13 protein-coding genes are annotated in these 14,074 nt (G+C 66.4%); 2 read left to right on the forward strand and 11 right to left on the reverse strand.

Annotated features, from left to right (window positions below; translation table 11 throughout):
- Positions 1–9: 9 nt before the first annotated feature.
- Positions 10–2,820 carry a M16 family metallopeptidase gene (locus U1701_RS04750; protein WP_332781361.1) on the reverse strand — a complete coding sequence of 937 codons (2,811 nt, stop codon included), beginning with the start codon at positions 2,818–2,820 and terminating at the stop codon, positions 10–12.
- A 179-nt stretch (positions 2,821–2,999) separates the two neighbouring features.
- Positions 3,000–3,473 (reverse strand): winged helix-turn-helix transcriptional regulator, encoded by a 474-nt coding sequence (locus U1701_RS04755; protein ID WP_332781362.1) that lies wholly within the window; start codon positions 3,471–3,473, stop codon positions 3,000–3,002.
- A gap of 125 nt (positions 3,474–3,598) precedes the next feature.
- Between U1701_RS04755 and U1701_RS04760 the strand changes: the two genes are divergently transcribed.
- Together U1701_RS04760 and U1701_RS04765 are read left to right on the forward strand one after the other, a co-directional pair.
- On the forward strand, positions 3,599–3,925 hold the full coding sequence (locus tag U1701_RS04760; RefSeq protein WP_332781363.1) for a CC_3452 family protein: 327 nt from the start codon (positions 3,599–3,601) through the stop codon (positions 3,923–3,925).
- 50 nt (positions 3,926–3,975) lie between these two features.
- Positions 3,976–6,078 carry a RelA/SpoT family protein gene (locus U1701_RS04765; RefSeq protein WP_332781364.1) on the forward strand — a complete coding sequence of 701 codons (2,103 nt, stop codon included), beginning with the start codon at positions 3,976–3,978 and terminating at the stop codon, positions 6,076–6,078.
- A gap of 244 nt (positions 6,079–6,322) precedes the next feature.
- Here U1701_RS04765 and U1701_RS04770 read toward each other — a convergent pair whose 3' ends face one another.
- The 9 genes from U1701_RS04770 to ctaD form a co-directional block, all read right to left on the reverse strand.
- Positions 6,323–7,192 (reverse strand): class I SAM-dependent methyltransferase, encoded by an 870-nt coding sequence (locus U1701_RS04770; RefSeq protein ID WP_332781365.1) that lies wholly within the window; start codon positions 7,190–7,192, stop codon positions 6,323–6,325.
- On the reverse strand, positions 7,189–8,595 hold the full coding sequence (thrC, locus tag U1701_RS04775; RefSeq protein ID WP_332781366.1) for a threonine synthase: 1,407 nt from the start codon (positions 8,593–8,595) through the stop codon (positions 7,189–7,191). The genes U1701_RS04770 and thrC overlap by 4 nt, the downstream gene beginning before the upstream one ends.
- 11 nt (positions 8,596–8,606) lie before the next feature.
- On the reverse strand, positions 8,607–9,212 hold the full coding sequence (locus U1701_RS04780; RefSeq protein ID WP_332781367.1) for an SURF1 family cytochrome oxidase biogenesis protein: 606 nt from the start codon (positions 9,210–9,212) through the stop codon (positions 8,607–8,609).
- Entirely contained in the window at positions 9,209–9,592 is a 384-nt protein-coding gene (locus U1701_RS04785; protein ID WP_332781368.1) for a DUF983 domain-containing protein, read from the reverse strand. Before U1701_RS04785 ends, U1701_RS04780 begins: the two co-directional genes overlap by 4 nt.
- Positions 9,593–9,695: 103 nt before the next feature.
- A complete protein-coding gene (locus tag U1701_RS04790) occupies positions 9,696–10,607 on the reverse strand; it encodes a cytochrome c oxidase subunit 3 (protein ID WP_332781369.1) in 912 nt (303 codons plus the stop codon).
- A gap of 33 nt (positions 10,608–10,640) precedes the next feature.
- Positions 10,641–11,180 (reverse strand): cytochrome c oxidase assembly protein, encoded by a 540-nt coding sequence (locus U1701_RS04795; RefSeq protein WP_332781370.1) that lies wholly within the window; start codon positions 11,178–11,180, stop codon positions 10,641–10,643.
- On the reverse strand, positions 11,180–11,317 hold the full coding sequence (locus U1701_RS04800; RefSeq protein WP_332781371.1) for a cytochrome c oxidase system small membrane protein: 138 nt from the start codon (positions 11,315–11,317) through the stop codon (positions 11,180–11,182). The genes U1701_RS04795 and U1701_RS04800 overlap by 1 nt, the downstream gene beginning before the upstream one ends.
- Positions 11,314–12,213 carry a heme o synthase gene (locus U1701_RS04805; protein ID WP_332781372.1) on the reverse strand — a complete coding sequence of 300 codons (900 nt, stop codon included), beginning with the start codon at positions 12,211–12,213 and terminating at the stop codon, positions 11,314–11,316. The genes U1701_RS04800 and U1701_RS04805 overlap by 4 nt, the downstream gene beginning before the upstream one ends.
- A 199-nt stretch (positions 12,214–12,412) precedes the next feature.
- On the reverse strand, positions 12,413–14,074 hold the full coding sequence (gene ctaD / locus U1701_RS04810; RefSeq protein WP_332781373.1) for a cytochrome c oxidase subunit I: 1,662 nt from the start codon (positions 14,072–14,074) through the stop codon (positions 12,413–12,415).

The following is a 14,074-nucleotide window of genomic DNA, read 5'->3' on the forward strand; positions in this document are numbered from 1 at the left end:
TCTCCTGAATCAGTTCTCGCCGGCTACCGACGCGGCTGGGATCACCTCGACCGGCAGGCCCAGGCTGTCAAGCTGCGGCCGCACCGACTTCGCATCGCCCACCACGACCCAGATCGCCTTGGCCGGATCGATCGCCGCCTGGATCGCGGTGTTCAGCTGCGGCAAGGTCATGCCCTGGTAGCGCTGCGTGATCTTGGCATAGTAGTCGTCAGGCCGCTTGAGCAGGTCGTTCTGCTGCATCGCCGCCAGCACCGCGTCCGACGTTTCGAACTGCCCCGGCAAAGCCCGGATCGCGCCGGTGATCGCGCGGTCGAATTCGGGCTGGGTCATCGGCTGCGTCGACAGGAACGCCTTCACATCGTCGCGCAGCGCCACCACCGACGGGCCGGTCTTGTCGGCCTGGACGGGTGCGTTGATCAGGTACGGCGCGGCGAATTCGCTTTGCGCCAGCCGTCCCTGCACGCCGTAGGACCAATGCTTGCTCTCGCGCAGGTCCATGTTGATCCGGCCCAGGAAGCTGCCGCCGAGCGCATCGTTCGCGGTCGCCACCGGCAAGAGGTCCTGCGTGCCCTTCAGCGCGGTGGGGAAGCCGACCGAGATCAGCGACTGCGGCGAATCCGGGCGGTCGATCAGCAGGATCTTAGCGGTCGACGGCGTGCCGCTGACGAAGCTCTTGGTGCCGGCCGGGCCGACCGGCTTCCAGTCGCCGAACCCACGGTCCAGTGCGGCGCGCACGTCGGCTAGCGGACGATCCGAGGTGATGAAGATCGTCGCCTTGTCGGGGCGGAACCAGGCCTGCTGGTACGCCACCAGATCGGCACGGGTCAGCGCCGCGACCGCCTTCGGGTCGCCGCCGCCGATCGCCTTGGCATAGGGCGAACTCGGACCATAGACGAGCTTGGGCATCACCCGCCCCGCCAGCCCCTGCGGGTTGGTCAGCTCCTGCTGGATCTGCGCGAGCTGCTGGTTCTTGACCCGCGCCACTTCCGCCTCCGCATAGGCCGGGTTGCGCACGACGTCGGCGAGCAGGTCTATCCCCGGCGCCAGGTTCACGCTCGGCAGCTGGAACGACACATAGGAGCGGTCGGCGCTCGACCCGCCACCGATCTGCGCACCGAGCCGTTCGCGCGCCTCGGCGATCGCGATCGAATCGCGTGTCGTCGTGCCCTCGTCGAGCATGGCCAGCGCGATGCCCTGCGTACCGAGCTTGGTCGGCACGTCGGCAGCGATGCCGGCATCGAAGCTCATCACCATCTGCGTCACCGGCACCGCGGTGCGCTGCGCATAGACCAGACGGATCCCGTTGGAGAGAGTCGCGCGCTCGACCGCCGGGAAGGTCAGCCCCGCGACGGTCCCGACGCCCGGCAGCGGCCCGCGCGTGCCCTTGGGCGCCACCTCGGGAGCAGGGGGCACAACCGTCTTCGGCGGCACCACCGCCTCGGCATAGGCGCCACGCGGGCCCGGCACGACGGTCAGCGTATAGGCGGGGCGCGTCAGCCACTTGTCCGCCGCCGCCTTGACGCTCGCGGGGGTCTGCGCGGCGAGCGCGACCAGCTGCTTCTTGTAGAAGCCCGGATCGTTCGAATAGAGCGCGCCCTCGGCCAAGGTCACCGCCTTGCCGCCGAATCCGCCGACCGATTCGAGCCCCGCGATCGTCGCCGCCGCGCTGGTCGTGGCGACTCGCGTCACCTCGTCCGCGGTCGGGCCGGTCTTCAGGAACTCGGCGAGGATCTCGTCGATCCGCCGCGACACGATCGCGGGGTCGACCCCCGGCCGCACGATCGCGCGGATCCCGAACATGCCCAGCTGACTGAAGCTGCCGTTGTTGGCGGAGACGTTGACCGCCAGCTTTTCCTTCTTGACCAACGCGGTGTCGAGCCGGCTGCTGGCCAGCCCGCCCAGCACCCCGGCCGCCACGTCCAGCGCGGTACCGTCCTTGTCGTTCAGCCCCGGCACGACCCAGTTCTTGCTGATCATGACGGCGGCGACGCGGTCCTGCATCGTCTCGTTGACCGGCGCCTTCAGCGTCGGGATCGGCGCGTTGGGCAGAGTCCCCTGCGCGCCGCGCGGAATGCCGCCGAAATACTTCTCCGCCAGCGTCTTCGCGCGCCCGACGTCGATGTCGCCCGCCAGCACCAGCACCGCGTTGTTGGGGCCATAATGGTCCTTGAACCAGCCCTTCACGGTGTCGAGGCTCGCCGCATCGAGATCGGCCATCGATCCGATCGTGGTGTGGCCGTACGGATGCTCGGGCGCGAACAGCCCCTCGGTGATCTTGTAGCGGACCAGGCCGTAAGGCTGGGTGTCGCCCTGACGCTTCTCGTTCTGGACGACGCCGCGCTGCTCGTCGAGCACGCTCTGCGTGATCGCGCCGGTCAGATAGCCCATCCGGTCGGATTCGAGGAACAGCGCGCGGTCGAGCGCGGCGGTCGGCACCGTCTCGAAATAATTGGTACGGTCGAAATAGGTGGTGCCGTTGAAGTCGGTCGCGCCGACCTGTTTCAGCGGCTCGAAGAAATCGCCCGGCGCGTTCTCCGATCCGTTGAACATCAGATGCTCGAACAGATGCGCGAAGCCCGTCTTGCCCTTGGGTTCGTGCTTCGATCCGACGTCGTACCACACCGACACCGCGACGATCGGCGCCTTCCGGTCGGTGGTGACGACCACGCGCAGCCCGTTCTTCAGCGTGAACTGCTGGTACGGGATGTCGACGGACTTCACGAGCGCCGCGACAGGGGCGGGCCTGGCGTCCTGTGCGAACGCGGGTGCGACGAGCGCAGCGGTGGCGACCCCGGATAGAGCGAGCAGTTTCAACGACATATGGCGCGTGTTCCTTGCGGTGTTATAGCCGAGCATAGCAGTGCAGCGATCAGGCGCAACGGCGCCTTTTCTCCCCTCCCTGGAAGGGAGGGGTTGGGGGTGGGTTGGTCCACGCGGGAACGCCGTTAGTGCCCCAGGCCGACCCACCCCCGCCCCCTCCCTTCCAGGGAGGGGAGAAGCTACTCCGCTGCCTCGTCCAGCCCCCCCGCCACCTCGTCCGGCAGCGCCCAGATCAGGTCCCCCTTGCCGAGCACCCGCCCGTCATGCGCCTGCACCGACACCGGCAGCAGCGGCCGGCGATCGCGCGCGTCGACCAGGATCGGGAACGCCGTTACCCCCGTCTCCCAGCGCTCGCCCCATTGCCGGAGCGCGACCATCGTCGGCAGCAGGGCATGCCCCTTGTCGGTCAGGCGATAGGCGATCTTGCGGCGATCTTCCGGGATCGGTTGCCGCGCCAGGATTCCGTGATCGACCAGCCGCGCCAGCCGGTTCGCCAGGATGTTGCGCGCGATGCCCAGCTGCGACTGGAATTCCTCGAAATGGTGCAACCCGTTGAACGACCCGCGCAGGATCAGGAACGACCAGCGCTCGCCCATCGCCTCCAGCGCCGCGGCCAGGCTGCATTCCCTCAATGGTTCGCGCGTTTCTGCCATGATCGCATCCTCTTGTGGCGCGAACCTATCGCAGAACGATCGGTTCGCACAGCACAATAGATTTTCAGTTGCAACTCGAAATCTTTTCGATACGTATCGATCTGCAACTAAAAAGGGAGGCCGTCATGACCCGTATTTTCCGTGTGACTTTCGCGACCATCGGCATGGCGATCGCGGCGTCTGCCGCGGCGCAGACCGGCTATTACGTCGCCGTCCCCGTCACGCCGCCGAGCGCACCGACCCTGGTCACGCACCTCACCACCTGGAAGCTCGACGGCGCCGCCTATGTGGCGCCGCGCGCGGCGGATCGGCATCAGCTGCTATGCCGTCAGCTGGCGGATCAGGTCGGCCAGCTCGGCAGCTTCACCGTCCGCGGCCAGGCGTATGACGCCGATGCGCTGGCGCAGTGTAACGCCCACGCCAGGCCGGTCGCGACCGCGGCTGCGCGCTGAACGCCAACAAGCTATTGCAATATGGCAGCACGCGGCCCCATCAGGGTCGCGTGTTGCGTCAATATGAACTGGTCGATCGCGTCCTCGACTACGATCCCGATGCCGATGAGGCGTTGCTCAACCGCGCCTATGTCTTCTCGATGCAGGCGCACGGCTCGCAGAAACGCGCGAGCGGCGATCCCTATTTCAGCCACCCGATCGAAGTCGCGGGGATCCTGACCGACCTCCACCTCGATGCCGAGACGATCGCCACCGCGATCCTCCACGACACGATCGAGGACACCGTCGCCACCCCCGAGGAGATCACGCGCCTCTTCGGCCCGTCGGTCGCGCGCCTCGTCGACGGCGTCACCAAGCTCAGCAAGATCGAGGCGCAGACCGAGAACGAGCGCGCCGCCGAAAACCTCCGCAAGTTCCTGCTGGCGATGTCCGACGACATCCGCGTGCTGCTCGTGAAGCTGGCCGACCGGCTACACAACATGCGCACGCTGCATCACATCGCCAAGCCCGAGAAGCGCCGTCGCATCGCCAAGGAGACGATGGACATTTACGCGCCGCTCGCCGAGCGGATCGGCATGTACGAGTTCATGCGCGAGATGCAGACTCTCGCGTTCGAACAGCTCGAACCCGAGGCGGCAGAGTCGATCGGTCGCCGCCTGGAACAGCTCAAGAGCGGCGACGGCGACCGCATCGCCAAGATCGCGTCGGGGCTGAAGCTGGTGCTCTCGCGCGCCGGCGTCGACGCCGAGATTTCGGGGCGCGAGAAGCACCCCTATTCGATCTTCCGCAAGATGGCCGAGCGCCACATCAGCTTCGAGCAATTGTCGGACGTGATGGCGTTCCGCGCGATCGTCCCGACCGAGGAGGACTGCTACCGCGCGCTCGGCATCATCCACCGCCGCTGGCCGATGGTCCCGGGGCGGTTCAAGGACTATATCTCGACGCCCAAGCGCAACGGCTATCGCTCGCTGCACACCAGCGTGATCCATGCCGAGAACATGCGCATCGAGATCCAGATCCGCACCGCGGCGATGCACGCGCAGGCCGAATACGGGCTCGCCGCGCACTGGGCGTACAAGCAGACCATCGGCACCGACAGCCAGGTCAGCTGGATCCGTGACCTGGTCGAGATCCTCGACACGGCGGAAAGCCCGGAGGAGCTGCTCGAACACACCCGGATGGCGATGTATGCCGACCGCATCTTCGCGTTCACGCCGAAGGGCGAGCTGATCCAGCTGCCCAAGGGCGCGACGCCGATCGACTTCGCCTATGCGGTCCACACCGATCTCGGCGACCAGGCGGTCGGTGCGAAGGTCAACGGCCGCGTCGTGCCGCTGTCGACGGTGATCGAGAATGGCGATCAGGTGCAGATCCTGCGCTCCAAGGGACAGAGCCCGCAGGCGCAATGGCTGAACGTCGCGACCACGGGCAAGGCGCTCGCGGCGATCCGGCGGCATCTGCGGCATACCGAGCGGGTCGAGCAGGAAAAGCTCGGCCGCAAACTCTATGAAGACATCGTCACGCGCCTGCCCGCGCCGATCGGCGGCGAGGCGCTGGGCCACGCGCTGAAGCGACTGAAGCTGTCCGACGAATCGGCGCTGATGGTCGCAATCGCCCGGCGGACGCTGTCCGACCGCGCGGTGATGGAAGCGCTGATGCCCGGCTCCGCCGGCGCCGACGAGGTCCACGCGCTGGCCCCGCAGTCGAGCGCGATCTCGATCCGCGGGCTGACGCCGGGTGTTGCCTACGACCTGGCGACCTGCTGCCACCCGGTGCCCGGCGACCGGATCGTCGGCCTGCGCCGGCCCGACGCGGGGATCGAAGTCCACGCGATCGACTGCAGCGTGCTGACCGACCTCGCCGAACGCTCGGAGAATGAAACCGACTGGGTCGACGTGTCCTGGGGCGACAAGACTGAGGGTGCGGTCGCGCGAATCTCGGTGATGGTGAGGAACGAGCCCGGTTCGCTTGGCGTGGTCTCGACGATCATCGGCGGGCACAAGGCCAACATCATCAACCTGCGCCTCGACACGCGCGATACCAATTTCCACACCAACGAAATTGACGTCGAAGTGCATGACGTCCAGCAACTCATGCGCCTCATGGCCGCGCTCCGCGCGGCGGATGCGGTGAACATGGTGGAGCGGGTCTAGGCAGATCCAATGGCCCTGCCGTCCCCACCCGTTCTGGGGGTGGGGGGGCGTAACGCTTTTCCCCTCCGCCGTTCGTGCTGAGTAGAGACCGAGTAGCCCCGAAGGGGCGTATCGAGGTCTCGTATCGAAGCACAGGTTCCGCGCGTGAAGCTGTCCTTCGATACGCCGCTTCGACTTCGCTCAGCAGCTACTCAGGACGAACGGATGGGGTATAGTCCGACCGTCATAACGTTCTGCGTCGGCGCTACCGGCTCCAGCGCGCCCAGATCGCGGTCGGCAGCACCAGCCCGCGCGCTTCCTCGCGCACGCCGAGCTCTCCGGCCTCCACCGTCCCCGGCAGATCGGCGAACAACTGCGCGAGCATCTCGCCGATCGCCAGCGCCGACATTCTCACCGCATAGACCGTCAGGAACAGGAACCGCGACTCCGCGTCGAGCAGCTGCCGGCAATTGGCGATCAGCTTCGGCAGGTCCTCCTCGAGCCGCCACACCTCGCCCTCGGGGCCACGGCCATATTTGGGCGGGTCCAGCAGGATGCCGTCATAGCGCCGTGCGCGGCGAACCTCGCGTGCGACGAACTTGGCGGCATCGTCGACGATCCAGCGCACCGGCGAGTCGGCCATCCCCGACAGCTTCGCGTTCGCCTTGGCCGCCTCGACCGACTTCTTCGAGGCATCGACATGCACCATCTTTGCACCGCTCGCCGCCATCGCCAGCGTGCCGACGCCGGTATAGCCGAACAGGTTCATGCAGTCCGGCGTCTCAAGCCCCGCCGTCTGCGCCCGCATCCAGCTCCACACCGGCGCCATGTCGGGGAAGAACCCCAGATGGCGGAACGGCGTGGTCTGCGCGGTGAACTGCACCTCGTTCCAGCGCAGCGGCCAGCCTTCGCGCGGAACAGCCTCGTTGAATTCCCAGCGCCCGCCGCCGTCCTCGTCGGACCCGGGCACGAACTCGCCATGCGCCTGCCAGTCGTCGGAGGCGGGCGCCCACATCGCCTGCGGCTCGGGCCGGATGAAGCGGAAGCGGCCGTATCGCTCCAGCTTCTTGCCGTGCCCCGAATCGACCAGCCCGTAATCCGCCCAGGGTTCGCCGATCAGCGTGTCGAGCTTCATGCTGCCCCCGCACGCGCTGGCGTCGCGCGTTCTGCAATGTATGCCGTCACCGCCTCGAACGTCGCCGGCAGCGTCGCAAGCCGTTCCTCGCGCTCGAACAGGTCGCCGAGGCGCGAGGGCAGGGAGGGGCGCAACCCGATCGCGCGCTCGACCGCATCGCCGAATTTCGCCGGGTGCGCGGTGGCCAGAGTCACCATCGGTACGTCGGCCGGCGCCCGCCGCGCCGCCGCCAGCGCGATCGCGGTGTGCGGGTCGATCACCTGACCGGCATTCTCATGCGCCCAGCGCATCGCCAGCGCCATGTCGTCGAAATCGACCCGGTCGCTCGCGAACAGCGCCGCGGCGCCCTGCGACTGCGCATTGCTCAGCCGCATCGCGCCCGATGATTCGAAGCCCGCCATCTGCGCCGCCTGCGCCGTGCCGTCGCGCCCGCCCAGGTCGAACAGCAGCCGTTCGAAGTTCGAACTCACCTGGATATCCATCGACGGCGTCGGCGTGTGCGTCACGCCTTTCTGCGAATAGTCGCCGGACGACAGCGCGCGGTGGAGGATGTCGTTGACGTTGGTCGCGACGATCAGCTTGGCGACCGGCAGCCCCATCTTGGCCGCGACATAGCCGGCGAACACGTCGCCGAAATTGCCCGTCGGCACCGAGAAGGCGACTTCGCGTTCGGGCGCGCCCAGCCGCACGGCGGCGTAGAAGAAATACACCACCTGCGCCATCAGCCGGGCCCAGTTGATCGAGTTGACCGCCGACAGCGTGAACCGGCCGGCGAAGTCGCGATCGTTGAACATCGCCTTCACCAGCGCCTGCGCCTGGTCGAAGCTGCCATCGATCGCGATGTTGTGGATGTTGGGGCTCAGCACCGTCGTCATCTGCCGGCGCTGCACCTCGGAGATGCGACCCGCCGGATGAAGCATGAACACGTCGATCCCGGCGCGTCCCGCCAACGCGTCGATCGCGGCGGATCCGGTGTCGCCGCTGGTCGCGCCGACGATCGTCACATGCTTGGTGCTGCCGGTCAGGAACCGCTCGAACAACAGCCCAAGCAGCTGCAACGCGACGTCCTTGAACGCGAGCGTCGGGCCGTGGAACAGCTCCAGCAGCCACTGGTCGTGATCGAGCTGGACCAGCGGAGTCACTGCGGCGTGCGAGAAACGGCCATAGGCCTGCTCGCACAGCGCATGCAGTTCCTCGCGCGTCATCGCGTCGCCGACGAACGGCAGCATCACCGCGACCGCGGTGTCGACATAGGAAAGGCCGGCGAGCCCCGCGATCGCGTCGCGCGACAAGGTTGGCCACGTCTCGGGGATGTAGAGCCCGCCGTCCGAAGCGAGGCCGGCGAGCGTAACCGCTTCGAATCCGAGAACGGGCGCGTTTCCGCGGGTACTGACATAGCGCATGGGTGACGCGGTTACCCGCGCGGGCTCCGCCGCACAACCGCGAGGACGTAGATCACGCCGGCAATCGCCGCGAACAGGAACCATTGCACGCCATAGGCGAGGTGGTTGTTCGGGACCGAGCTGATGTCCGGTCGGCCATTGGGCGCAAGGCCGGGGGGCGGGGTGTCGGCGACGAGCATCATGGCTTGCGCGCGGTGGTCGAACAGCGACCCGATCAGTGAACGGCCGTCGGGCGCGTGGCTGATGAAGCCGCTGACCGCGCCGCCGGTCCACGCGACCTTCGCGTTGGGATCCCGGGTGGTGCCGAGCTGGACGATCATCCCCGGCGCCTCGGTTCCCGCGCGGCAAGAGGCGATCGCGCGGTAGCCCGAAGCCCCCGCACCAGCGAGTTTGACGCTGACCGGTGGCTGGCAGTCGCCGCGCGTCCGCCGAAACAGCAATGTGTCGTCGGGAATGCGCGGAAAGGCGATCGGCGACCGCGCCGGGTTGGCGGCGAGTTGCGCCAGGAACGCCTCCTTCTTGGGCATCCGGTCGACCAGCTGCCAGACTCCGAGTGCGATCATGATCGCGATCGCGAGCGCTACGATGATGGTGGGCACGACGGGGACGCGCTTCACGGCTGGATCCGCCCCTCGCGCGCCGCGTTGCGGAACTCGGCGGCGATCAGCGCGCCCTTGGCGCCACGGAGCATCACGACGACGCCCGCGGCGGTGACCGGAATCCAGATCAGCATGTGCAGCCAGAGCGGCGGATGCAGGGTCAGCTCGAGCGTGATCGCCGCCGCGACGACGATCGTGCCCAGGATAAGCGTCAGGAACGCCGCCGGCCCGTCGCCGACGTTGAAGCTGCTGAAATCGAGCGCGCAGGCCGAACAGCGATCGGCAAAGCGGGCATAGCCCGCGAAGAGCGTCTTCTTCCCGCAGCGCGGGCAGAGCCCCTTCAACGCGACATCGACGATCGAAGGCGCGTTGGCCAGGGGATCGGGGGTGTCGGTCATCGTCTCACCTTTTCGTCATCCCGGGCTTGTCCCGGGATCCAGGGCCAAACACGCTGTGCCCTGTAACCCTGGATCCCGGGACAAACCCGGGATGACGACGCTATCACCCCCCGTGGACGGGCGCGCCCCAGCCGCCCCAGACATAGACGGTGACGAAAAGGAACAGCCACACGACGTCGACGAAATGCCAATACCAGGCCGCCGCCTCGAACCCGAAATGCTGGCGCGGGGTGAAGTCGCCGCGGTACGCACGGACGAGGCAGACGATCAGGAAAATCGTCCCGATCAGCACGTGGAAGCCGTGGAAGCCGGTCGCCATGAAGAACGACGCGCCATAGTTGATCCCCTTGAACGGGAACGGCGCGTGGACATACTCGTACGCCTGGATCGAGCTGAACAGCAGCCCCAGGATCACGGTGAGCCACAGCCCCTTGAGCACGCCGTCGCGATTGCCGACGCCGATCAGGCCCCACAGGCCGGTCTTCGCGCCGCCGCGCTCGTTATGGATCAGCGCGTGGTGCGCCCAGGTCACCGTGGTGCCGCTGGTCAGCAGGATCAGCGTGTTGAGCAGCGGCAGCTCGAACGGGTTGATGACCGTCAGCCCCTTGGGCGGCCACTGCGCGGCGACCGCCGCTGCGCCCTCGACCGCGCGTTCGACCTGGCCATCGGCGAAGGTCATCGCGGTCGGGAACAGCGAAAAGTCGAAGAACGCCCAGAACCAGCCGACGAAGAACATCACTTCGGAGGCGATGAACAGGATCATGCCATAGCGGAAATGCAGCTGCACCACCGGGGTGTGATCACCGTGATGCGCCTCGCGCACGACATCGGCCCACCAGCTGTACATCGTGAACAGCACCCCCGCGAGGCCCGTGAAGAACAGCCAGCCGCCGTTCGCCGCCTCGTGCATCCACATGATTCCGCCGGATGCCATCGCCAGCGCCGACATCGATCCGATGAACGGCCAGATGCTCGGTGGTAGAATATGATAGTCGTGGTTCTTCGCGCCGGCCATCGTGTGTCCCTGTTCCTCTATCCTGCGATTGTCCTAGCTCGCGACCTTCGCCGAATCCACCGGGTAAAACGTGTAGCTGAGCGTGATCGTCTGGATATCCGCCGCGTCGGAGTCGGTCAGGATCTTCGGGTCGACGAAGAAGATCACCGGCATCCGCACCGTCTCGCGTGCTTTGAGCGTCTGCTGCGTGAAGCAGAAACACTGGATCTTGGTGAAATATTTGCCGGCCTGCGCGGGCGTGACGTTGAACGTCGCGGTGCCGGTCAGCGGCTTGTCCGACGTGTTGGTCGCGGTGAAGAACACCATGTCGCGCGCACCGACGTCGATCGTCTCCGACGGATTCTCGGGCGCGAATTTCCACGGCAGCTTGGCGCTGACGTTGGTGTCGAAATCGATCCGGATCTTGCGGTCGACCGCGCCCGGCGCGACGAGCCCGCGCTGCGTGGTACCATTCAACCCGGTCACCTGACAGAACAGCCGATACAGCGGCACGCTGGCCCAGGCGAGCCCGGTCATGAAACAGATGAAGAGCACCGCGAACAACGCGGTCCGGTTGGTCCGCGAGATCGCCATCAGTGCGGCATCCCCGCCTGGATCTTGGCGATCGAGACCGCGAAGGTCAGTAGCACGAACGCGCCGAGCAGCACGGCCATGACACGCGCACGGCCGCGCTGGCGGCGGCGGATCTCATCGGCGTCGGGATCGATCATGCGAGCCACCGGTCGAGCACGAGCGCGCCGAAGGTCGCGAACAGATACAGGATCGAATATTTGAACAAGGCCTTCTCCGGCTTCATCGCGTCGTCGATATGGGTGGTGCGGGTCGCGACGCGAAACGCGAGCCATCCGAACCAGGCGGTCAGCGCGGTCGCCGCGACGCCGTAGATCGGCCCCGTCAGGCCCAGCGGCCACGGCAGAACGGCGGCCGCCGCCATGGGAATGGTGTAGAGCCCGATCTGCGTCCGCGTGACGCGCTCGCCCGCCACCACCGGCAGCATCGGCACGCCGGCATTGGCGTAATCGATCTTCACGAACAGCGCGAGCGCCCAGAAATGCGGGGGGGTCCATAGGAACACAAGCATGAACAACATTACCGGCAACAGCGCGACGTCGCCGGTCGCCGCCGCCCAGCCGATCAGCGGCGGAAACGCGCCCGCGGCACCGCCGATGACGATGTTCTGCGGGGTCCGACGCTTCAGCCACACGGTGTAGACGAACACGTAGAACAGGATCGACACCGCCAGGATGGCAGCGGCGATCAGGTTTACCGCAAAGCCCATGAACAGCACGGAGAAGGCGCTGAGCCCCACGCCGAAATGCAGCGCCGACTGGCGGTCCATCCGGCCACCGGGCAGCGGTCGCTTCTGCGTCCGCCGCATGATCGCATCGATGTCCGCCTCATACCATTGGTTCAGCGCGCCTGCCGCGCCGGCACCCAGCGCGATGCACAGAATCGCCGCAAAGCCGATCACCGGGTGGATCGCCACCGGCGCCGCCAGCATCCCGCACAGTCCGGTGAAGACGACCAAAGTCATCACGCGCGGCTTGGTCAACGCCAGGAAGTCGCGCCATTCGGCCGGGGGGAGCAGGGGGGCAGCGGATGTCATGATCGCGGGGCTATACGCTTCGCAAGGGGCGGGGGAAAGGCGGGGTTTGCCGCATCATCGACCTGTAAGCCACCGTTCTCCTGAAAGCAGGAGCCCAGGACTCACAAACGCGGTCTCTTGTAACCCTGGTCTCCTGCTCCGCAGGAACACGGGGTGGACGGCAACGAAAAACGCCCCGGGTTTCCCCGGGGCGCTTCGCTTAGTCGATCTTCGGCAACGTCTCGAACTGGTGATACGGCGGCGGCGAGGACAGCGTCCACTCCAGCGTCGTCGCACCGTCGCCCCAAGGGCTGTCGCCAGCGGGCTTGCCGGCCGCCAGGCTCCAGATCAGGTTGATGAAGAATACCACCATCGACGCGGCCATGATCTCATAGCCGTGCGTCGCGACCGCATTCCACATCGCGTACGCGTCCGGATAATCCGGGTAACGCCGCGGCATGCCCTGCAGGCCCAGGAAGTGCATCGGGAAGAACATCACGTTCACACCGATGAAGAAGATCCAAAAGTGCAACTGCCCCAGGAACTCGTTGTACATCTTCCCCGACATCTTCGGGAACCAATAATAGAACCCTGCGAACAGCGAGAACACCGCACCGAGGCTCAGCACATAGTGGAAATGCGCCACCACATAATAGGTGTCCTGCATGTAATCGTCGATGCCGCCGTTCGCGAGCACCACGCCGGTCACGCCACCGACGGTGAACATGAAGATGAAGCCGATCGCCCAGACCATCGGGGTCTTGAACGTCATCGATCCGCCCCACATCGTCGCGATCCACGAGAAGATCTTGATGCCGGTCGGCACCGCGATGATCATCGTCGCCGCGGTGAAGTACATCTTGGTGTTCACGCTGAGGCCGGTCGTGAACATGTGGTGCGCCCACACCACGAACCCGACCACGCCGATCGCGACCATCGCATAGGCCATGCCGAGATAGCCGAACACCGGCTTGCGGCTGAACGTCGAGATGATCTGGCTGACGATGCCGAAGCCCGGCAAGATCATGATGTACACTTCGGGGTGGCCGAAGAACCAGAACAGATGCTGGTACAGCACAGGATCGCCGCCGCCCGCCGGATCGAAGAAGGTCGTCCCGAAATTACGGTCGGTCAGCAGCATCGTGATCGCGGCCGCGAGCACCGGCAGCGCCAGTAGCAGAAGGAACGCGGTGACGAGCATCGACCACACGAACAGCGGCATCTTGTGCAGCGTCATGCCCGGCGCGCGCATGTTGAAGATCGTGGTGATGAAGTTGATCGCGCCCAGGATCGACGATGCGCCCGCCAGATGGAGCGCGAGGATCGCCATGTCGGTCGACGGCCCCGGCTCACCATAGGTCGAGAGCGGCGCGTACAGCGTCCAGCCATTGCCCGCGCCGCCGAAGAAGGGCGAGGCGAGCAGCAGCGTGAAGGCCGGAATCAGCAACCAGAACGACACGTTGTTCATCCGCGGGAACGCCATGTCGGGCGCGCCGATCATCAGCGGCACGAACCAGTTGCCGAACCCGCCGACCATCGCCGGCATGACCATGAAGAACACCATGATCAGCCCGTGCGCGGTGATCAGCACGTTCCAGAGGTGAAGCGACTGGTCGAGGCTCTGCGGCCCGCCGTGGAGCAGCGACGCCCAGGTGCCGAGATACTGGATCCCGGGCTGCGCGAGCTCCGCGCGCATCAGGCCGGAAATGCCGCCCCCGATGATCCCCGCGACGATCGCGAAGATCAGGTACAGCGTGCCGATGTCCTTGTGGTTGGTCGACATGAACCAGCGCGCGAAGAACGCCGGCTTGTGATCGGCGTCGTGCGCGTGCCCATGGTCATGGGCGACGAACGCGGAGGGGTGGAGGGCCGTATCGGTCAT

It is taken from the genome of Sphingomonas rhamnosi (assembly GCF_036663615.1).
Taxonomy (GTDB): domain Bacteria; phylum Pseudomonadota; class Alphaproteobacteria; order Sphingomonadales; family Sphingomonadaceae; genus Sphingomonas.